A 21,001-nucleotide genomic window follows, 5' to 3' on the forward strand; every position below is an offset into this window, starting at 1 on the left:
ATGCCGACCCAAGCCCCGTTCGAGATTTCGGGTCAACACGTGGCACCCGGCTCTCGGGCACAGATCGACTTGCCGATCTCGATCCTGCCGGACCACACGCCTGTCGGGCTCTCGCTTGAAGTGATCCACGGCAAGCGCCCCGGCCCCACCATGTTTGTCAGCGCCGCTGTTCACGGGGACGAGCTGATCGGGGTCGAGATCGTGCGCCGTCTGCTGCGCGCACCGCAGTTGAAATCCCTGCGGGGAACACTGCTGGTGATCCCGGTGGTGAACTCTTTCGGGTTTCTGAACCGGTCACGCTACCTGCCGGACCGGCGCGATCTGAACCGCTGTTTTCCGGGGCACCCGTCTGGGTCTTTGGGGTCACGGCTGGCCCATATCTTTTTGAACGACGTGGTGCTGCGCTGTGATTTCGGAATCGATCTGCATTCAGCCGCGATCCACCGGACCAACTTGCCGCAGGTGCGTATCTCTCCATCAGATGCGGTGACGCGGCGCATGGCCGCCAGCTTTGCCGCACCGGTGGTGCTGACCTCGCCCCTGCGTGACGGATCGCTGCGCGCGGTCGCCGCCGCCAAGGGCACGCCGGTGCTGCTGTATGAAGCCGGCGAAGGGCTGCGTTTTGACGAGATGGCCGTGCGCGCGGGCGTTGCGGGTATCTTGCGGGTCATGCATGCCGAAGACATGCTGCCGGCCAAGGGCATCGCCCCTTCGCGTCGGCAATCCCATGTCTGTTCCAGCTCTACCTGGCTGCGCGCGCCCGTGGGTGGGCTGCTGCGTACCTTTAGGGCCGAGGGGGAGACCGTGAAACAGGGCGACGCGCTGGCGACAGTCTCTGACCCGTTCGGCAAGACCGAAGAGGATATTATCGCCCCCCATGACGGTATCCTGATCGGCCGCGCGATCCTGCCCGTGGTGAACGAGGGCGACGCGGTCTTCCACTTGGCAAAGCTGCTGCCCAAGGCGGTGGCAGACACGGTCGAGGATATGATCACGCAGCTCGAAAGCGACCCGCTGTTCGACGAAGACGAGATTATCTAGACAGATCACACTCAGGCACGTCGAAGCCCGCGCAACGCGCAGGTTTCGATGGCTTTACCGGTAGATCATTCAGGCGTGGCGTTTTTCAGCACGGCTGAAACAGGGGCAAGTGCAACTTGGCTGGCACGGTCCTGCAACCCCCAGACCAACAGCGCCGAGATCGTCTCGGGCCGCATCCGCCCCATCATGATCACCGACCCTTCGATCCCCGCCTTGAACGCGGCCTGATCAAGGAACCGTCGGATCACGGTGGGCGTCTGCCCCTTGCTGTCAAAGTCGCGGAACACAGGCGCAGCGGGCACGCCCTCTTTCACCGCAAGCTTGGGCATCGTGTTCAGCCCCTTGTCCTGGGTCACAAGGCCATAGCCCCCTTGCCCAAGGATCGCAGTCACCTGATCTGCTGTCGCGCGGTCGGGTTGCAGCCCGGCACCCTGCCCTTCAAGCACGCCGATCACTTCGGGCATGCGCGAGAAGGCGACCGCCAGCGTGGTCTCTGCATCGCTTGGCTGCGCACCCTGAGGCAGATCGACCATCGCCAACACCTCGAACCCTTCGTTGCGGTAGGTCTGCATGCGCTCTGCCGCGTCGGGCAGGCTGACGTCGACGGCAAAGCTCAGCGGATAGGGGAAGCTGCGCAGTGCGGCGATACCGACCTCGCCCCCTTGCAGGTCACTCCCCACGTCCATCAACAGGACGCTCATCAGCGGTTTGTCATCAGGATTCGCGAAGGGCTGGCCATAACGGGTGATGGCGGGGCTTTGTGCGGTGGCTTGCGCCTCGGGGGCGGCCTGTTCGCCCGATTGGGCGGTCGGCAGGCGGTTGATCGTCACGCCCGTATCCCGTTCAGAGGTGATCGCCGCAGGGGTGCCGATTGTGGGCCGCCCGTCTGTGCGTTGCTCGGGCGCGCCAAAGACAACATCGGCAGGGGCTTCTTCGGGTTGCGCGTCGGGCGCGCTTGGCGCGGTGGCAACATCGGTGTCCGGCGTGGGCGACACGGGGGTGTCGACGCTTTCGTCGGCGGTGACGGGCGGTGCTGTCCGGGTCTCGATGCCAAGCGCATCCGGCTCGGTCGGTTCCATTGGCGCAAGCGCCATCGGATTGGGCAAGACAGGATCATCAAGCGTGATCTTCGGTGCAGCCGCATCGGGCACGGTCACGGGGGCTGTCGCGTCGATATCCTGCGCGATCTGCGGCGCGGGTTGCGGCGTTGGGGCGACCTCTGGCTCGGGCTGTGGTTCAGGCTCTACCGTCTCAGACTCTACGGTCTCAGGCGCTGCCGCGACGTCCGGGGCGTCCTCTGAAGGTGCATCTTGCACAGCCTCTTGCGTGACCGGTGCTTCTACTTCTGGTGCGACCTCGGCTCGCGGCACAGTCTCGGGCTCTGGTTCAACGGTCGGCTCCTCGACGACGGGCTCTTCGACAACAGGCTCCGGCTCTGGCGTGATCACATCCTCGTTAGTGTCTTCAGCCGCCGTCAGGGGCGTTTCATCAGCAGCTACCACCGGGGGTTCCGCCATTTCGGGCGCGTTGGACGCGTGCTCTTCGTCAGGCGCGTCACTTGGCGCAGGCGTGTCTTGCAAGGGCGCGGGCCCCATAGGTACCATGAAGGACGCGACACCGGCGACGCCGACACTGAATACCGCACCAATGAGGATGCCGCCAATAAACCCGCGTGACATAGATGATCGCTCCTGTTTTTGTTCCGGTTCGCGCGGCTCTCCGGCCTGCTGCCCTTGACGATAGGTCTTAACCCTGAACATGTATCAGCGGACATTATACCGTGGTTTTGCGCGGTTCCTCTAGCCCTAAACCCTGCCCCAATACAAAGAATTGCCGCATGCTGCTCTTGATAGATAACTACGATAGCTTCACCTACAACCTCGTACACTATCTGGGTGACCTCGGGGCCGAAGTCGAAATCCGCCGCAACGACCAGATCGACGTGCAGGCCGCGATGGCGATGAACCCCGCGGGGATCATCCTGTCGCCCGGCCCCTGCGACCCGGATCAAGCGGGCATTTGCCTTGCGCTGACCGCAGCCGCCGCCGAAACAAGCACGCCGCTTTTGGGTGTGTGCCTTGGCCATCAGACGCTGGGTCAGGCGTTCGGCGGCAAGGTCGTGCGCGCGGGCGAGATCGTGCACGGCAAGATGGGCATGATGCACCACAAGGGTCAAGGCGTCTTTGCGGGGCTGCCATCGCCCTTTGCCGCGACACGCTATCATTCGCTGATCGTTGACCGCGCCACCCTGCCCGACTGCCTTGAGATCACGGCAGAGCTTGAGGACGGCACGATCATGGGCCTGCAGCACCGCGACCTGCCGCTGCATGGCGTTCAGTTCCACCCGGAATCGATCCGTTCGGATCACGGTCACCAGATGCTGCAAAACTTCCTGAACAACGTAAAGGTGCCCGCATGAGCGATGCTCTGAAACCTCTGATCGATGCGGCCGCCAATGGCCCGCTGACCCGGGATCAGGCCGAGACCGCGTTCCAGATCCTGTTCGAGGGCGAAGCGACCCCCAGCCAGATCGGTGGATTTCTGATGGCTCTGCGCACCCGTGGCGAGACGGTGGATGAATATGCCGCCGCTGCTCATGTCATGCGCGCCAAATGCAATCCTGTCACCGCCCCTGATGGAGCGATGGACATCGTGGGCACCGGCGGCGATGGCAAGGGCACGCTGAATATCTCGACCGCGACGGCCTTTGTCGTTGCCGGCGCGGGCGTCGTGGTGGCGAAACATGGCAACCGCAACCTGTCGTCCAAATCCGGCGCGGCGGATGCGCTGACGCAGATGGGGCTCAAGGTGATGGTCGGGCCCAAGGTGGTCGAGGCCGCGCTGCGCGATGCGGGCATCGGCTTTATGATGGCCCCGATGCACCATCCCGCGATTGCCCATGTCATGCCCACACGGTCCGAACTGGGCACACGCACGATCTTCAATATCCTCGGCCCGCTGACCAACCCTGCGGGCGTCAAACGGCAGCTGACCGGGGCCTATCGCCGCGATCTGATCCGCCCGATGGCCGAAACACTTGGCGCGCTTGGCTCTGAAAAAGCTTGGCTTGTGCATGGCTCCGACGGGACGGACGAGCTGACGATCACCGGCACCAGCTGGATCGCCGCGCTGAACCCTGATGGCACCATTTCCGAATTCGAGATCACGCCCGAAGACGCCGGCCTGCCGGTCCATCCGTTCGAGGATATCATCGGCGGCACACCCGAAGAAAACGCACGTGATTTCAACTCACTGCTGGACGGAACCCCCTCGGCCTACCGCGATGCGGTCTTGCTCAATTCGGCGGCGGCGCTGGTCGTGGCCGATGCCGCATCCGATCTGAAAGCGGGGGTAGAGATGGCGCGCCACAGCATCGACAGCGGTGCGGCCCGTGACAAGATCACCCAAGTCGCGCGGATCACCCAGACCGCATGAGCCGTTTTGACCTGTCGCGCCTCGGGGCCTGGCGCGACCTTGCGTTCTTTGACGATACCCTGCCCGGCATCGCCGCCGCGCTGGCCGCGGACCCGCGCGAGACCCTGCCGCCCGGGCGCCAAGTTTTCGCCGCGCTGGAACATACCCAGCCCGACGCGGTGCGCGTGGTGATCCTGGGGCAAGATCCCTACCCCACCCCCGGCCATGCCCACGGCTTTGCCTTTTCCGCCAGCGCCGATACCAAACCGCTGCCCCGTTCGCTGTCCAATATCTATAAGGAAATGGTGGATGACATCGGCGCGTGCCCACCGGATGCCGATCTGCGGTTCTGGGCGGATCAGGGCGTGCTGTTGTTGAATACCACATTGACCGTGCCTGCGCGGGACGCAGGCGGCCATGGGAAACTGGGCTGGCAGCAGCTGACCACGCAAATTCTTGGCCGCTTGGCCGACCGTCCCCGCGCCTATTTGCTGTGGGGTGCCCATGCCCAGAAAGTCGCGCGGGATGTGGACGGGGGACCGAACTTCAAACTTGAAACCCCGCACCCGTCGCCCCTGTCCGCGCGGCGCGGGTTTTTCGGGTCACGCCCCTTCTCGCGCTGCAATGACTGGTTGCACGCCCAAGGCCAAGCGGCCATAAACTGGGCAACACCGGAGACATCATGACCGATACCAACACTGGCACCATCCTAGACAAGATCAAAGCCTACAAGCTGGAAGAGATCGCCGCCGACAAGGCCGCCAAACCGCTTGAGGCCGTAGAGGCAGAGGCGCGCGCCGCCTCGCCCGTGCGCCCTTTTGCCGACGCGTTGTTCGACGCCTCGCGCGAGGGGTACGGGCTGATTGCCGAGGTCAAGAAGGCAAGCCCGTCAAAAGGGTTGATCCGCGCCGATTTCGACCCCGCTACACTGGCCGCTGCCTATGCCGCCGGTGGTGCGACCTGCCTGTCGGTGCTGACGGACACGCCCAGCTTTCAGGGGGCCAAGGAATATCTTGTCGCCGCCCGCGAGGCCTGCACCCTGCCCGTGCTGCGCAAGGATTTCATGTACGACCCCTATCAGGTCGCCGAAGCCCGCGCGCTTGGGGCCGATTGTATTCTGATCATCATGGCCTCTGTCAGCGATGCCCAAGCGATCGAGCTTGAGGACGCCGCCGCCCAATGGGGCATGGACGCGCTGATCGAGGTGCATGACAAGGAAGAACTGGACCGCGCCGCCGTGCTGAAAAGCCGCATGATGGGGATCAACAACCGCAACCTCAAAACCTTCGAGACGACGCTTGATACCACGCGCCGCCTGTCGAAACATGTGGATGTGGAAAAGATGATCGTATCGGAAAGCGGGCTGAACACGCCCGAAGATCTGGCCGATATGGCGAAATACGGATCGCGGGTGTTCCTGATCGGGGAAAGCCTGATGCGTCAGGACGATGTAGAGGTCGCAACCCGCAACCTGCTGGCCACACCGCTGCGGCCGGGGGGCATGTAATGGCGCTGACGCATTTTGACGGTAAGGGTGACGCGCATATGGTCGACGTGTCGGACAAACCCGTGACGTCGCGGGTAGCCGTTGCGGAAACCAACATCAAGATGTTGCGCGAAACCTTTGATATCATTACCGAAGGCCGCGCCAAAAAGGGTGATGTCATGGGTGTGGCCCGTCTGGCGGGGATCATGGCTGCAAAACGCACCGCCGATCTGATTCCGCTGTGCCACCCTCTGCCGATCACCAAAGTGTCGGTTGAACTGACACCCGATGCCGACCTGCCCGGCCTGCGCATCGCCGCGACCGTCAAGACCACCGGACAGACCGGCGTCGAGATGGAGGCGCTGACCGCCGCCTCTGTCACCGCGCTGACCGTCTATGACATGGCCAAGGCCGTGGACAAAGGCATGGAAATCGGCGGCCTGCGGGTCGTGCTGAAAGACGGCGGCAAATCGGGCCGATACGAGGCAGAATGATCTCTGTCAGCGACGCCCTGTCGCATCTCTTTAATCTCGTCACCGCCACCGAAGTGGAAGCGGTCCCGCTGCGTCAGGCCGCGGGCCGTGTGCTGGCGCGCGATGTTGTTGCCACCCGCACTCAGCCGCCTTTCGCGGCCTCCTCTATGGATGGCTATGCTCTGTGCCAGACAGAGGTCGAGCCCGACGCGATGTTCAAGGTCATCGGCGAAGCGGCGGCGGGCCATCGATTTGACGGCGTGGTAAAAGCCGGTCAGGCCGTGCGCATCTTTACCGGTGCCCCTGTCCCCGAAGGCGCTGATTTCGTTGTGATCCAAGAGGATACGACCCGCCGCGGCGATCTGATCATGCTGGGCCATGACATCGGCCCCAAGACCAATATCCGCCCCGCCGGTGGGGATTTCCATACAGGCGACACGATGGATGCGCCGCGCCTGCTGCGCCCTGCCGATATCGCGCTGCTGGCGTCGATGAATGTGGCGACGGTGCCGGTCTACGCCAAACCACGCATCGCGATCATCGCCACGGGGGACGAGCTGGTGCAACCCGGCGAAGTGCCGAACCCCGACCAGATCATCGCCTCCAATACCTATGGTCTGGCCGCCCTGCTCGAACAGCATGGCGCTCAGTGCCGCATGATCCCGATTGCCCGCGACACGGTGCCCTCGCTGACCCAAGCCTTTACCATGGCGCAGGATGCCGATCTGATCATCACCATCGGCGGTGCCTCTGTCGGAGACCACGATCTGGTCGCCCCCGTCGCCGCCCAAATGGGGATGGAGCAGGCTTTCTATAAAGTCGCCATGCGCCCCGGCAAACCTCTTATGGCGGGGCGGCTGCGTGATGTCCCGATGATCGGCCTGCCCGGCAATCCGGTGTCGGCCATGGTCTGCGGGACGGTCTTTGTCGTGCCGGTGCTGCGCAAGATGCTGGGCCTGCCCGCCGCGCCCGCCGCACGGGTTGATCTGCCGCTTGGCGTCGATCTGCCCGCCAATGGGCCACGCGAACATTATATGCGTGCGATGCTCCGTGACGGTGCCGTCCTGCCCGAAGACAATCAGGACAGTTCGTTGCTGGGGATCCTGTCGCGCGCCGATGTCCTGATGGTCCGCCCGCCCCACGATGGGGCCCGCACAGCCGGAGAGATCATAGGCTGTATTCCCCTCTGACGGTTGACACAAAACAGGAACATCCCTAGAACAAACCCCAAATAGAAACGGGGAATGTCCGGATGCTGACCAAGAAACAACTCGATCTGCTGGCCTTTATTCACAAACGTGTGCAGCGCGACGGCGTGCCGCCCAGCTTTGACGAGATGAAAGAAGCGCTTGATCTGCGGTCCAAATCCGGCATCCACCGTCTGATCACAGCGCTTGAGGAACGCGGATTCATCCGCCGCCTTGCGCATCGCGCCCGCGCGATAGAGGTGGTGAAACTGCCCGATAGCTTGGGCAGCCTGTCCGGTGCGGGCTTTACCCCGCGCGTGATCGACGGCGACCGCCCCGATGGGCCGCCCCCCTCTGCAGCGCAGCCGGTCAGCGCGTCGTCCTTTGATGTGCCGATGATGGGACGGATCGCCGCCGGTGTCCCGATCGAGGCGATCAGCACAATGACCCAATCTGTCGCCGTCCCCGGCGGGATGATCAGTGGCAGTGGCGAACATTACGCGCTGGAGGTGCAGGGTGATTCCATGATCGACGCAGGGATCAACGATGGCGACGTGGTGATCATCCGCGAAACCTCTGTCGCGGATGATGGGGATATCGTGGTTGCGCTGGTCGAAGACCACGAGGCGACGCTCAAGAAATTCCGCCGTCACGGCAGCTCTGTCGCACTGGAAGCCGCTAACCCCGCCTATGAAACGCGGGTTCTTCCGTCGGATAAGGTCAAAGTGCAGGGACGTCTGGTCGGGTTGATCCGCACCTACTGACGTTTGCTACCGCGCAGGTCTGTCCTTGGGCCATGCCGTCCACAACCGCGCGCCCGCCTTTTGGCGGGCCGTTTGCATCGTGACCCGCCCGTTGTCGAGGCTGAGTGCGACTGCCCCCGTGGATCGCAACCGGTCGGGGTCAAACACATCGCAGCCGCCCGTCAGCGGCGGATCGGGCACAACTGACAGCGCGATGATCTGATCCGCACGGCACGCCCCGAACGCCGCCCGCGCGCGTTTGCCGGACAGGTGGATTACCTCCCGTCCCCCGATCTTTGGCCTTATCGGCCAACGCGCGGCCGCCCGGTCCTGATCGGCACCGTCGCCGTCATTCTCCAGCCAGTTGAGCGCGACAAAGCCTGCGCCTTTTGCCTTGCTCAGCGCACGGCCCGTGGGGGTCATCACCCCCACCAGACTGCCGGTGTCCGAGATCAGCACCGTCGGACGCTCGGCACCGTGCCACAATACCCCCGCCGCAATCACGGCTCCCAAACCGGCAAATCGCAACCAACCCTGCCACAGCAACACCCACAAAAACCCGAGCGCCAGCAGCGGCAGCACCCAAGGGCCGGGGGCGGCCACATGCCCCTGCGCCCCGTCGATCTCTGCCACGCCTTGCGCGACCAGCAAGATCCAGCGCAACCCTGCGCCCATGACCTGCAGGGGGATCCACTCTAGCCCCAGCGGTGCCATGACCAAGGCCGCCACGGCGGCCGGCATCACCAAGACCCCCATCAGCGGGACCGACAGCAGGTTCGCGATCAAGCCATATTGCGCGATAGTATTGAAATGGGCCGCCCCGATGGGCGCGGTAAAGCCCCCCGCCACAGCCGAGGAAATCACCGTCGCCACAGCCGGTGCCAGCCACTTCGGCCCAAGCGAGACCTCGGCGTTGCGCAACCAGCCAAAGATCGCAACCAACCCCGTTGTGGCGGCAAAGGACATCTGGAACCCCGGCCCCGTCAATGCCTCTGGCCGAAGGACCAATACGATCGTGGCTGCAATTGCGACCGCCCGTAGGGTCAGCGCCCGTCGCCCGATGATCAACGCGCCAAGGGCCACAGCGACCATGATAAACGCGCGTTCGGTTGCGACATTGCCGCCCGACAACAGCAGATAGCCGCTGGCCGCCACCAGCGCGCCTGCCGCTGCGATACTGCGCGTGGGCCAGCGCAGCGCGATCCACGGCACCAACGTCAGCACGATCCGCAACGCGCCAAAGACCACCGCGCTCAGCAACCCCATGTGCAAGCCCGAGATCGCCAATAGATGCGCAAGGTTGCTGGCGCGCAGATCCTGCAGCGCGTCTTGGCTGATGGCGCTGCGGTCGCCAGTGGTGATCGCCGTGGCAAACCCGCCGATATCACCCGGCAAGATCCGCTGAATCCGGGCCGAGGCCGCCATGCGCGCCCGAAAGACCGCCAGCCCGCCATGCCCCGCCCCAGCCGGTGTCGCCGCCAGTAAGGGGGTGCGACTGTACCCCACAGCACCCAAGCCCGCGAACCATGCATGCCGTTGGAAATCAAAGCCCTCAGGCTCGACCGGGCCGCTTGGCGGCGACAGATGCCCCGTGGTCATCACCCCCAACCCCGGCATGATATCCGCGTCAAAGCGCCTGTCGCCATGCAAGGACACGCGCACATGCAGCGGCGTGCGCGCAGCAGAGACCCGTTCCAGCACAACCCGATCCAGCGTCAGCCGCAAGGCATCGGACTGGCTGCGATCCACCGCCACGACGCGCCCCGCGATCGGGCCGTAATAGCGCCACCCCAGCACCGGCCCGCCGACAGCATGGGCACGCCACGCCGCCAGATCAAAACCGAGCAACACCAAGGCCGCGCCCAACAAAACAGGCCCTGCGACCTCGCCCGCCAGAAAGGCCGCCGCCCCCAGCAGCGCCGCCCCGCCCGCGACCCAAAGCAGGACGGTCAGCGAAGGCTCAACCCGCAGCGCAAAATAGCTGCCGATCCCCACGGCCAGACACACCGGCACCCAGCCGATCAGATGCCCCCGCTGTGCGCGCATGCTCTGCGCCATATAGGACGACAGCCCCATACTTGCCCCCGTTCTCTGCACTGGGTAGATAGTCGGGGACGCTATCTCCAAAGGAGTTAGCAAATGATAAACGGCACCCCGAACGGGCGTTTTCCGTGAACTTCTGCTGCAAAGGATCCTCCGCCCATGACAACGCCTGTCGTTACCCGTTTCGCCCCGTCTCCTACCGGTTATCTGCACATCGGCGGCGCGCGGACGGCGCTGTTCAGCTGGCTTTATGCACGCGGTCGGGGTGGAAAATTCCTGCTGCGTATCGAAGACACCGACCGCCAGCGCCACACCCCCGAGGCCACCGAAGCGATTCTGCAGGGCATGGCGTGGCTGGGACTGGATCACGACGGTGACGTGGTCAGCCAGTTCGAAAACGCCCCCCGCCACGCCGAGGTGGCGCTGCAACTTCTTGCCGAAGGAAAGGCCTATAAGTGCTTTGCCTCGCAAGAAGAAATCGCCGCGTTCCGGGATCAGGCCAAGGCCGAGGGGCGCAGCACCCTGTACCAATCACCCTGGCGTGACGCCGCGCCGGAAACGCACCCCGACGCCCCCTATGTCGTACGGATCAAGGCCCCGTTGACGGGCGAAACCGTCATCCGCGACGCGGTGCAGGGCGACGTGGTGATCGGGAACGACCAGCTTGATGACATGGTGCTGTTACGTTCCGATGGTACGCCCGTCTATATGCTGGCCGTTGTTGTTGATGACCATGACATGGGCGTGACCCATGTGATCCGCGGGGATGATCACCTCAACAACGCCGCGCGCCAGATGATGATCTATAACGCCATGGGCTGGGACGTTCCCGTCTGGGCGCATATCCCGCTGATCCACGGCGCGGATGGCAAGAAACTGTCGAAACGTCACGGCGCTTTGGGCGCGCAGGAGTATCAGGCCATGGGCTTTCCCGCGGCCGGTATGCGCAACTACCTCGCCCGTCTGGGGTGGAGCCATGGGGACGACGAATTCTTCACCGATGCCCAAGCGCAAGAATGGTTCGATCTGGACGGTATCCGCAAAAGCCCCGCGCAATTCGACCTCAAGAAGCTGGAAAACATCTGCGGGCAGCACATCGCCGCGGCGGATGATGCTGCATTGCGGCACGAGATCGAGGCCTATTTGACCGCTGCCGGCCTGCCCGCGCTCACAAATGCGCAAGCTGACGGGTTGGAGCGGGCGATGTATTGCTTAAAGGATCGCGCGAAGAAATTCCCTGATCTTCTTGAAAAAGCAGAGTTTATCCTCGCCGAACGCCCCATCCAACCGGACGAGAAGGCAGACAAGCACTTGGACAATGTATCCCGTGGTATGCTGACTGAATTGACGCCGCAGTTGCAGAATGTTACTTGGGACAGAGAAACGCTGGAGGAGGCGCTGAACGGCTTTGCCGCCGCTCGGGACACCAAATTCGGCAAACTGGCGGGGCCGCTGCGCGCAGCACTCGCCGGGCGGGCAGCAACCCCATCAGTTTTCGATATGATGCTGGTACTTGGGCGTGACGAAAGCCTTGCCCGTTTAAACGATGCGGCTATCTAAGATATGCAAAAGCATATTCCTGATATGCTCAACAATAACTGAGGGGCGGACCGTTTCGGTATCTCCCCAGTCGACGGCATAACGCACGTCGATAAAACGATAGGAAGGGACTTCATGGCCGAAAGTACAAAATCCGCAACGTTGACCATCGACGGGAACAGCTTTGAACTGCCGATCTATTCCCCGTCGGCGGGCCCGGATGTCGTGGACATCCGCAAGCTGTTCTCTCAGGCGAATGTGTTCACATATGACCCTGGCTTCACCTCGACAGCGGCCTGTGACAGCACGATCACCTTCATTGACGGTGACGAAGGCGTGTTGCTGCACCGTGGGTATCCGATCGACCAACTGGCCAGCGAATCCCACTACCTCGAAGTGTGCTACCTGCTGCTGTATGGCGAACTGCCCTCTGCCGCGCAGCTGGAAGAGTTTGAAAATCTGGTGACCAACCACACCATGATCCACGAGCAGATGATCAACTTCTTCCGTGGTTTCCGCCGTGATGCACACCCGATGGCGATTATGGTCGGCGTTGTGGGCGCGATGTCTGCCTTCTACCACGACAGCACCGACATCAACGATGCGCACCAGCGCGAAGTGGCAACGATCCGTCTGATCGCCAAGATGCCGACGATTGCCGCGATGGCCTATAAGTACACCATCGGTCAGCCGTTCATCTATCCGCGCAACGACGTAGACTATGCCGGTAACTTCCTGCGCATGTGTTTCGCCGTCCCTGCCGAGGATTATGTCGTCGACCCGATCCTTGCCCGCGCGATGGACCGCATCTTTACGCTGCACGCAGACCACGAACAGAACGCATCGACATCGACCGTGCGTCTGGCGTCCTCTTCTGGGGCGAACCCCTTTGCCTGTATCGCTGCTGGCATCGCCTGCCTTTGGGGGCCGGCGCATGGTGGGGCGAACCAGGCATGTCTGGAAATGCTGAAAGAAATCGGCACACCGGACCGCATCCCTGAATTCATCGCCCGCGCCAAGGACAAGAACGACCCGTTCCGCCTGATGGGCTTTGGTCACCGCGTCTACAAGAACCACGACCCACGCGCGACCGTGATGAAAGAAAGCGCGGACGAAGTGCTTGAACTGCTGGGTGTCGAAAACAACCCGATCCTGCAGGTCGCTAAAGAGCTTGAAAAACAGGCGCTGGAGGATCCGTATTTCGCAGAGAAGAAGCTGTTCCCGAACGTCGATTTCTACTCGGGCATCATCCTCGAAGCGATGGGTTTCCCCACGTCGATGTTCACGCCGATCTTTGCGCTGGCACGGACCGTCGGCTGGATCTCGCAGTGGAAAGAGCAGATCAGCGATCCTCAGTTGAAAATCGGGCGTCCCCGTCAGCTGTATCTTGGCGAAACACCACGCGACTATGTGGATATCGAAAAGCGCTGAATGTCAGTACATTAGTCAAAACGCCCCGCCCTCACGGCGGGGCGTTTTGCGTTCCACGGTGGGCTGCTGCTGCCTGAAACCCAGGGCAAAGAGAATCACCTGAAAGCCCGCCCAAAAGCGCCCCGTGATCAAAGCGCCTCTTTCCAGCCCACTGTTTCAACTCACTTTTCCCCATTTCGAAACCATAAGGTCCGAAATATGGCAGTTTTGTGTTGTTGTTTCCAAGCTGCACATAATGGACAAAATTGATTGACCAACCGACCCGATCATCCCAGATTCATCGTCAATTCAGCGCAGCTTTACCCTGTGCGATGCACAGCAGACCCCAATACGCCCGCTGCCCCCTGCGGAAAGGATGACCGGATGAACGACCCTCGGCCTCGCCTGCAATGGGATAACGCGACCAGTCTAAGCTGCAAGACCGCACGGCATCACCCCGCGCCGCAGGGATCGTTCGTGCATGATATCGAACAGAAATGTGACCAGATCGCGGTGGTCTATGACAAGGGCCAGACGCCGCCGCGGATCACGGTCAAGCAAGTGTCAGGCAGCGTGCACACGGTGCTCGCCGACGGGATAGCGGTGGCCGTGGTTGCCAGCGCCTCGCGTCCGACCCTCAACCCCGATGATGTGTTGCTGGTCGAACGCTCGGTCTAGCGGGATTAGCGGCCCTCGAAGCTTGCGGGGCGTTTCTGCATAAAGGCCATCACGCCCTCTTTGAAATCACGTGATTGCCCGCATTTTCCTTGTTCCTGCGCCTCTAGCGACAGCTGATCCTCCAGCGTGTTGTCCCAGCTGGCGCGAATAGCGTTCTTGGCAGCGGCATAGGCTGCGGTCGGTCCTTGCGCCAGATGCGCCGCCTTGGCACGCCAATGGTTGTCAAACGCGGCATCAGCCACCGCTTCCCAGATCATCCCCCAGTCATCCGCCTGACGGGCAGAGATTTTATCCGCGAACAAGGCCGCGCCCATAGCCTTGGCCGTGCCCATCTGGCGGGGCAACGTATAGGTGCCGCCCGCATCGGGCATCAGACCAATGCGCGTAAATGCTTGCAGGAAATAGGAAGATTCCGTCGCAAAGACCACATCCGCAGCCAGTGCAAGGTTCGCCCCTGCCCCTGCCGCAGGACCATTGACCGCGGCGATCGTTGGCACAGGACAATTGGTGATCGCCCGCAGCATGGGGCCGTATTCCTCGCGCAGGGTGCGTTCCAGATCCAGCGAGCCCTTGCTGCTGCTGTCGCTGAGATCCTGACCGGTGCAAAACGCACGACCGGCACCGGTGATGACCACACAACGCGCGTCTTTGCCCGCTTGGGTAAACGCGTGCTCGATCTCTGCCCGCATTTGCGTGGTCAATGCGTTCATCTTGTCGGGGCGGTTCATGGTGACCACGGCCAGCCCGTCGGTCAGTTCATAGGTCAGGGTTTGATAGTCCATGGCGCGGGTTCCTCATCTAGATTTCCCCCGCACCTTACCCATACGACAGGCCACCGCCAGTGAAACCCCGCGTTATCGCTTCAGAATGTCGTCCAGCCGCGCCTGTTCTTGCGCGCTGAGCGGGGCCTGTTCGACGGACGGTGCTTTTGCACGACCGCGCAGGTAGCCAAACCCGACCCCCGCCGCGATCAATAGCATCAGCGGCCCCGCCGCCCATAACACCCAGGTCGATCCCCGCGCAGGCGGGTTGAGCAGGACATATTCACCATAGCGGTCGACGATATAAGCGACCGCCTCTTCGTCGCTATCGCCGGCCACCAGACGTTCGCGCAGCAGGATACGCAGGTCGCGCGCAAGGCTGGCATTGCTTTCGTCGATGCTTTCGTTGCGGCACACCAGGCAACGCAACCCTTTCGACAAGCTCCGCGCGCGTTGCTCAAGCGCAGGATCCGAGAGCACCTCGTCCGGCTGCACGGCCCAGGTCGGCGCAACCGACAGCACAGGTGCTACAAGCAACATCAGGGCGAGGATCAGCGCCCTCATTGTGCAGGCACCGGTTTTGATTTCGCCGCCCCTGCCGCAACGCGGTAGCGCCGGTCCGAAAGACTTAACACGCCACCAAGGGCCATCAGCGCACAGCCGATCCAAATCCAGTTGGTCAGCGGCTTGACATAAGTGCGCACCACCCAGCCACCATTTGCCTGTTCATCCCCGATCACGACATAGACATCGCGCAGCAGATTATAGTCGATCGCCGCTTCGGTCGTGGGCATCTGCGCCACGGGATAAAAGCGTTTCTCCGGTCGCAACTGCGCAATCTCTTCCCCGTCGTGGAACAATGTCACGCTGCCGGTCGTCGCCGTATAGTTCGGACCTTGGCTCTGGGTGACATCGTCCAGCTGCACGGTATAGCGCCCCACATCGTAGGATTCCCCCAGCGGAACGGCGCGGATGTCATCAATCGACCACGCCGTTAGGCCAGCCACCCCAGCCATGGTCACCCCAAGGCCGGCGTGGGCCACCATCTTGCCCCAATCCGCGCGCGGCAACCGCCCAAGCCGGCGCAGCCGGTTATTACCGCGCCCCGTGCGCCCCCACAGGTCAACAACGGTGCCCATCACGATCCACGCGCCCAAGAACAACCCGAGCGGACCCAGCAAGCTGCTCCCCGACTGCATCGCGTAGGCCAGCCCCCCAATCGCAATCGCCAATACGAAGGCGTAGCGTAGCGGCTTTAGCGCCCGCGAAATCACCGCACGCTTCCAAGGCATCGCGGACCCGATCGGTAGGATCAGCCCCAGCATAATCATGAAAGGCGTAAAGGCGGCGTTAAAAAACGGGGGGCCAACGCTCAATTTTCTGTCGAAGAACATTTCGGCCAGCAGCGGCCACATCGTGCCAATGAACACGACGAAACAGGCAACGGCGAGCAGCACGTTATTTACCAGCAAAGCCGACTCTCGGCTGACCATGCTGAACACGCCTTTCGCCTCTAACGCGCTGGCGCGCGCCGCGAACAGAACCAGAGCACCGCCCATGAAAAACGCCATGATCATCAGGATAAACACGCCGCGTTCGGGGTCATTCGCAAAGGCGTGGACCGAGGTTAGCAACCCGGACCTGACGATAAACGTCCCGATCAGCGAGAAGCCAAAAGCCAGGATCGCAAGCAGGATCGTCCAGCTTTTCAGGCTTTCGCGTTTTTCTACAACGATGGCGGAATGAAGCAGCGCCGCCGCCAGAAGCCAAGGCATAAAGCTAGCGTTTTCAACGGGATCCCAGAACCAGAACCCGCCCCAGCCAAGTTCGTAATAGGCCCACCAGGACCCGAGCGCGATGCCGATCGTCAAAAACACCCACGCCGCCAGGGTCCAAGGGCGCACCCACCGGCCCCAAGCGGCATCAATCCGCCCTTCGATCAAGGCGGCAACGGCAAAGCTGAAGGTCATCGAAAGGCCGACATACCCCAAATACAAAAACGGCGGGTGGAAGGCGAGCCCTGGATCCTGCAGCAGCGGGTTCAGATCCTGCCCGTCAAAAGGTGGCGTCGCCAGCCGCAAGAACGGGTTGGATGTGAACAGGATGAAGGCAAAAAACGCCACACCGATTGCGGCTTGCACAGAAAGAACCCGCGCCCGCAAAGTCGGCGGCAGATTGCCCCCGAACCACGCGGCCATCGCCCCGAATAGCGAGACAATGAGCACCCACAGCAGCATTGAGCCTTCATGATTGCCCCAAGTACCGCTGATTTTATACAAAAGCGGCTTCATGGAGTGGCTATTCAACACCACCAACCGCAGCGAGAAATCAGAGGTGACAAAGGCCCACATCAACGCCCCAAACGCCAGCAATGTCAGGGCGAATTGCGCCCCGGCGGCGGGTTCTGCCACAGCCATCCACCCGGGCCAGCGTTTATGGGCACCGATCAGGGGCACGACCATCTGAACGATGGCAACGCCGAAGGCGAGGATAAGGGCGAAATGTCCGAGCTCTGTAATCATACCCCGATCATAGAGCGGAGCACCGCCCCATACCATGCCCATTTACCGCGAAATCACGCGACTGTGCGCTGCAAAGCGTCGCAGGCCCCCCTTAGCCTGCAACTCTGCGCCAGTTACCCCGCAACCCTGCGCCAGTCCGCAAGCGCCGCGTTGTCCGATCTGTCGCGCACTGCGCTAGATACGCCTTCCAGATCCCGCACGGCCCCTTCTTCAACACCATTAACACGCAGCGTTTCCAGCTCTTCGATATGCCGCATCACCGTTGGTGTCTGCGCGATGGTGCGCGCGATAGAGCGTTGGAACTCTTGTGTTTTTACCTGATGCCGCGCGCCAAAGTAAAAGGACACGACAACCCCCAGAAGCCACCATAACGGCTCTGGCACCAGCGACACGCCCTGCATCCGGCTGGCAAACCAGACCGGATCAACCATCGCCGCGATGAACAAGCCCAAGGTACCAAGCGCCAGCGCTGGACGCGGAAGCCGGTTCAGCCCGTCCATGAAACGGTCAAACCGTCCGTTGCGGGGCACAGCGAATTCCGCCCCAAATTGCACCATAGCCTGTTCCCGCGCGGTCGCATCACGGCCGGCCGTCTTTTCCGCATTGGCGCGAAACACCTCGACCGTGTCGCGCACCACATTGCGGCCGTCACCAAAGACTAGTGCAAGCGCGGTATCAATCATCCCCATGCCGCGACCCTTTCGTTAAAGTCACGGATGCTCAGATGGTACCGCGGTGACATGAATTCCTCTGCCCGTTTGATCCATCCTCCCTTCTTTCCGGCCCTTGTGCGGGCGTATTTGCGACTTGCGGGGCGCTGATCCGCCAGCCCAAAGTAATAGTTGCGCCGCGCGACGGCGTAGGCGTCCACCATCTGCGCAGGTGCAGCGGCATAGGCGCGCCCCGTAGCGCCAAGCGTTCGCGGTCCAAGCACCCCGTCCACGGCCACATCAAACCCCATATCTCTTAACAATCGCTGAAGAATCTTCACCGCATTCGCCCCCGCATTCACGTACATGTCGAAAACAGAGGGCTGGAGCGGACTGGGCAACTGCGCGATCTTGGGTTTGTGGAAGTAATGGGTGATGAATATCTCGGTCGCTTGATCTTGAGTAAGCTCTTGAACATCGGCGAGATTTACTGCGCCGTCACGGTTCACATCCAGCCCCAGCCGACGCAGTGTGTGGATGGTGACGCCGTGGTTCGTTGCCCCGCCCGGATCATCGGGGTCGTTTACAAAGCCCCCCTCACGCGCGACGATGGACTTTGCAATTTCCTCAACAGTTTGCATCAAATTGGCCCTTCTTGCAGGTTGCACTGCTGCAAGAATGACGTCTCAGATGTTAACGAAACCCGGCAGGCCCGTACGCATCACCCCTCGGGGGCAACATAAACGCCTTGCTCTTTCAGGGCGTCGACGACCTCTTTCGGCATATAGGTCTCGTCATGTTTGGCAAGGATTTCAGTCGCTTCGAAGGTGCCGTTGATGTAACGTCCTGTCCCTACCATGCCTTGATTTTCCTCGAACAGATCGGGCAATACACCGCTGTAGGTCACAGGCACAGCCGCGCCGCCATCGGTCACGGAAAAGCGGATCGTCAGACCATCCCCGCGCACAAGACTGCCTTCTTCGACCAGGCCACCGATGCGGAAAACCTCTGCCGGGCCGGGGGGTTCGGCGATCACCTGACTGGGGGCGCGGAAAAAGTTGATCCCGTCGCGCATGGCATATCCAATCAGCGCCGTGGACAGCACAAGCGCCACGACCGCGACGCCGATGATCTGGATACGCCTTTGTTTTTTAATACTTTTCATGCGCCCTCAGGGAAATAGCGGAGCCATCATCAGCCCCTCGACCTCGTCAATACCTAACATCAGGTTGGCGTTTTGCAACGCCTGCCCGCTGGAGCCCTTGGTCAAATTATCGAGCGCGGCAACCACAATGGCGCGGCCGTCGATCCGGTCTGCCACCACGCCGATATGGCAGAAGTTCGACCCGCGAATATGGCGCGTGCTCGGGGCCTCCCCCATGGGCAGCACCTCGATAAAGGGCTCTGCATCATAGGCCGCGGCAAGTGTTTTGTGGATCACCTCGGCGTCGCCTTTGACATAGACGGTCGCTAAAATCCCGCGGTTGGCGGGCACCAGATGAGGGGTGAACTGCACCTTGACCGGACGGCCGGCAATGGCGGAAAACTCCTGATCAAACTCACCCAGATGGCGGTGCGTCCCGCCAAGGGAATAGGCGTGATACCCCTCGGACAATTCTGCATGTAGCAGATTTTCCTTCAACGACCGCCCCGCACCGGAAACGGCGCATTTGAGGTCAAGGATGATGTCGTCCAGATCAATCACGCCTTTTTCGATCAAGGGGCGCAGGGCGAACTGGCCGGTGGCGGCGTTACAGCCCGTACCGGCCACAAGACGCGCGGATTTGATCTCTTCGCGGTAGAATTCGGTGAGGCCATAGACCGCCTCTTTCTGCTGCTCTAGCGCGGCATGGGGGTTGCCGTACCACTTGGCGTAGGCCTCGGGGTCGCGCAGCCGGAAATCCGCAGAAAGATCGACGATTTTCAGGTCTTTAGGCAGGTTCGCGATGACCTCTTGGCTGGTTTTATGGGGCAAGGCGCAAAAGCACAGGTCAATCTCCGAGAAATCGATCTCTTCGATGGTGACCAATGCGGGCAGGTCGAGATGGCGCAGGTGTGGAAACACCTCTGCGATGGTTTGCCCCGCCTTGGAGTTTGCCCCCAAAGCTTTGATCTGCATAGAGGAATGGCCAGCGATCAGCCGGATCAGCTCGGCTCCGGTATAGCCGGAGGCACCAAGAATGGCGATATTATGGGTCATGTCGGGTTCCGTTCGGAAAGTGTTAGCAAATACGTGTTAGGCCGCTTGAAAGGTCAACGGTCGTCGCAAGAATTGCGTGGCACGGCTGCTGACCTTTTTGGGGTCGCCCGTGGTCAGGAAAGCCGCCTCGCCCGTGCCCAGCATATTGGGGTGACGCTTTAGATAGTCGCTTAAACTATGGGCGACCAGATTGGCTTGGCTGAACACTTTGACATCGGGGCCAAGCGCATCCTGAAAGGTTTCCTGCATCAGCGGGTAATGGGTGCAACCCAGAATGGCCGCTTCGGGCGCGGGCATCTTGCGTTTCAGCGCGTCCACATGGCTGCGCACCAGCGCTTCGGCGAGGATGAAGTCACCGTCCTCGATCGCATCCACGACACCCCCACAGGCCTGCGCTTCGACATCGACGCCGATCGCCCGAAAGGCCAGTTCACGCTGGAACGCACGGCTTGCCACCGTTGCGGGCGTCGCAAACAGCGCCACGTGCTTGAGATCCACCTCGCGCGGGGGGGAATTGTCGCCCCATTGGCGTTCTGTCATCGCCTCGATCAGCGGCACAAAGACGCCTAACACACGCTTGTCCGACGGGATCCACCCTTCCTGCATCCGGCGTAGCGCCGCGGCAGAGGCCGTGTTGCACGCCAAGATCACCAGATCGCAGCCCGCATCAAACAGACGCTGGGTTGCAGCAGTGGTCAGGTTATAGATGTCATCCGCATTACGCACACCGTAGGGCGCATGGGCGCTATCGGCCAAATACACGAAATCCACATCCGGTAGCTGCGCCTGCACGGCATCCCAAACGGTCAGCCCGCCTAGCCCAGAATCGAAAATACCAACTGCCATAACACCTT

21 protein-coding genes are annotated in these 21,001 nt (G+C 61.8%); 11 read left to right on the plus strand and 10 right to left on the minus strand.

Annotated elements, in window-relative coordinates:
- Entirely contained in the window at nt 1-1,041 is a 1,041-nt protein-coding gene (locus tag C1J04_RS10960) for a succinylglutamate desuccinylase/aspartoacylase family protein (RefSeq protein WP_009824803.1), read from the plus strand.
- 65 nt (nt 1,042-1,106) lie between these two features.
- On the opposite strand, the gene C1J04_RS10965 is transcribed toward C1J04_RS10960, so the two are convergent.
- Nucleotides 1,107-2,720 (minus strand): divergent polysaccharide deacetylase family protein, encoded by a 1,614-nt coding sequence (locus C1J04_RS10965; RefSeq protein ID WP_254693836.1) that lies wholly within the window; start codon nt 2,718-2,720, stop codon nt 1,107-1,109.
- A 158-nt stretch (nt 2,721-2,878) separates the two neighbouring features.
- Here C1J04_RS10965 and C1J04_RS10970 point away from each other — a divergent pair, with 158 nt between their 5' ends.
- From C1J04_RS10970 to lexA, 7 genes are all read left to right on the plus strand, one after another.
- Complete coding sequence (locus tag C1J04_RS10970) at nt 2,879-3,460, plus strand: anthranilate synthase component II (protein ID WP_005853838.1); 582 nt, start codon at nt 2,879-2,881, stop codon at nt 3,458-3,460.
- Nucleotides 3,457-4,476: an anthranilate phosphoribosyltransferase gene (gene trpD / locus C1J04_RS10975; protein ID WP_009824805.1), complete on the plus strand. Its 1,020-nt coding sequence runs from the start codon at nt 3,457-3,459 to the stop codon at nt 4,474-4,476. The genes C1J04_RS10970 and trpD overlap by 4 nt, the downstream gene beginning before the upstream one ends.
- A complete protein-coding gene (locus C1J04_RS10980) occupies nt 4,473-5,141 on the plus strand; it encodes a uracil-DNA glycosylase (protein WP_009824806.1) in 669 nt (222 codons plus the stop codon). The genes trpD and C1J04_RS10980 overlap by 4 nt, the downstream gene beginning before the upstream one ends.
- Nucleotides 5,138-5,962: an indole-3-glycerol phosphate synthase TrpC gene (gene trpC / locus C1J04_RS10985; RefSeq protein WP_009824807.1), complete on the plus strand. Its 825-nt coding sequence runs from the start codon at nt 5,138-5,140 to the stop codon at nt 5,960-5,962. Before C1J04_RS10980 ends, trpC begins: the two co-directional genes overlap by 4 nt.
- Nucleotides 5,962-6,435, plus strand: a complete 474-nt coding sequence (moaC, locus tag C1J04_RS10990) for a cyclic pyranopterin monophosphate synthase MoaC (RefSeq protein ID WP_009824808.1) — start codon at nt 5,962-5,964, stop codon at nt 6,433-6,435. The genes trpC and moaC overlap by 1 nt, the downstream gene beginning before the upstream one ends.
- Complete coding sequence (locus tag C1J04_RS10995) at nt 6,432-7,604, plus strand: molybdopterin molybdotransferase MoeA (RefSeq protein WP_009824809.1); 1,173 nt, start codon at nt 6,432-6,434, stop codon at nt 7,602-7,604. The genes moaC and C1J04_RS10995 overlap by 4 nt, the downstream gene beginning before the upstream one ends.
- A 62-nt stretch (nt 7,605-7,666) precedes the next feature.
- On the plus strand, nt 7,667-8,365 hold the full coding sequence (gene lexA / locus C1J04_RS11000) for a transcriptional repressor LexA (protein ID WP_005853849.1): 699 nt from the start codon (nt 7,667-7,669) through the stop codon (nt 8,363-8,365).
- Between the two features lie 6 nt (nt 8,366-8,371).
- On the opposite strand, the gene C1J04_RS11005 is transcribed toward lexA, so the two are convergent.
- Entirely contained in the window at nt 8,372-10,420 is a 2,049-nt protein-coding gene (locus C1J04_RS11005) for a ComEC/Rec2 family competence protein (RefSeq protein WP_009824810.1), read from the minus strand.
- Nucleotides 10,421-10,546: 126 nt separating this feature from the next.
- Between C1J04_RS11005 and gltX the strand changes: the two genes are divergently transcribed.
- From gltX to C1J04_RS11020, 3 genes are all read left to right on the plus strand, one after another.
- Nucleotides 10,547-11,947, plus strand: a complete 1,401-nt coding sequence (gltX, locus tag C1J04_RS11010; RefSeq protein ID WP_009824811.1) for a glutamate--tRNA ligase — start codon at nt 10,547-10,549, stop codon at nt 11,945-11,947.
- 114 nt (nt 11,948-12,061) lie between these two features.
- Complete coding sequence (gltA, locus tag C1J04_RS11015) at nt 12,062-13,357, plus strand: citrate synthase (protein ID WP_009824812.1); 1,296 nt, start codon at nt 12,062-12,064, stop codon at nt 13,355-13,357.
- A gap of 363 nt (nt 13,358-13,720) precedes the next feature.
- Nucleotides 13,721-14,014, plus strand: a complete 294-nt coding sequence (locus C1J04_RS11020) for a hypothetical protein (protein ID WP_005853859.1) — start codon at nt 13,721-13,723, stop codon at nt 14,012-14,014.
- A gap of 5 nt (nt 14,015-14,019) precedes the next feature.
- On the opposite strand, the gene C1J04_RS11025 is transcribed toward C1J04_RS11020, so the two are convergent.
- The 8 genes from C1J04_RS11025 to C1J04_RS11060 form a co-directional block, all read right to left on the minus strand.
- Nucleotides 14,020-14,796, minus strand: a complete 777-nt coding sequence (locus tag C1J04_RS11025; protein ID WP_009824814.1) for an enoyl-CoA hydratase-related protein — start codon at nt 14,794-14,796, stop codon at nt 14,020-14,022.
- Between the two features lie 72 nt (nt 14,797-14,868).
- Nucleotides 14,869-15,339: a cytochrome c-type biogenesis protein gene (locus C1J04_RS11030; protein ID WP_009824815.1), complete on the minus strand. Its 471-nt coding sequence runs from the start codon at nt 15,337-15,339 to the stop codon at nt 14,869-14,871.
- Nucleotides 15,336-17,297: a heme lyase CcmF/NrfE family subunit gene (locus tag C1J04_RS11035; protein ID WP_037953741.1), complete on the minus strand. Its 1,962-nt coding sequence runs from the start codon at nt 17,295-17,297 to the stop codon at nt 15,336-15,338. The genes C1J04_RS11030 and C1J04_RS11035 overlap by 4 nt, the downstream gene beginning before the upstream one ends.
- 113 nt (nt 17,298-17,410) lie before the next feature.
- The gene (locus C1J04_RS11040) at nt 17,411-17,986 is read right to left on the minus strand and encodes a holin family protein (RefSeq protein WP_009824817.1); all 576 of its coding nucleotides are present in this window, start codon (nt 17,984-17,986) and stop codon (nt 17,411-17,413) included.
- On the minus strand, nt 17,977-18,588 hold the full coding sequence (locus C1J04_RS11045; RefSeq protein WP_009824818.1) for a holin-associated N-acetylmuramidase: 612 nt from the start codon (nt 18,586-18,588) through the stop codon (nt 17,977-17,979). Before C1J04_RS11045 ends, C1J04_RS11040 begins: the two co-directional genes overlap by 10 nt.
- Before the next feature lie 80 nt (nt 18,589-18,668).
- Nucleotides 18,669-19,112: a cytochrome c maturation protein CcmE gene (gene ccmE / locus C1J04_RS11050; protein WP_009824819.1), complete on the minus strand. Its 444-nt coding sequence runs from the start codon at nt 19,110-19,112 to the stop codon at nt 18,669-18,671.
- Between the two features lie 6 nt (nt 19,113-19,118).
- The gene (argC, locus tag C1J04_RS11055) at nt 19,119-20,147 is read right to left on the minus strand and encodes an N-acetyl-gamma-glutamyl-phosphate reductase (RefSeq protein WP_009824820.1); all 1,029 of its coding nucleotides are present in this window, start codon (nt 20,145-20,147) and stop codon (nt 19,119-19,121) included.
- Nucleotides 20,148-20,183: 36 nt separating this feature from the next.
- Nucleotides 20,184-20,993, minus strand: coding sequence for a glutamate racemase (locus tag C1J04_RS11060; protein WP_005853874.1), 810 nt, complete (start codon nt 20,991-20,993; stop codon nt 20,184-20,186).
- Between the last annotated feature and the right edge of the window lie 8 nt (nt 20,994-21,001).

Source organism: Sulfitobacter sp. SK025, from assembly GCF_003352105.1.
In the GTDB taxonomy this organism is placed as follows: domain Bacteria; phylum Pseudomonadota; class Alphaproteobacteria; order Rhodobacterales; family Rhodobacteraceae; genus Sulfitobacter; species Sulfitobacter pontiacus.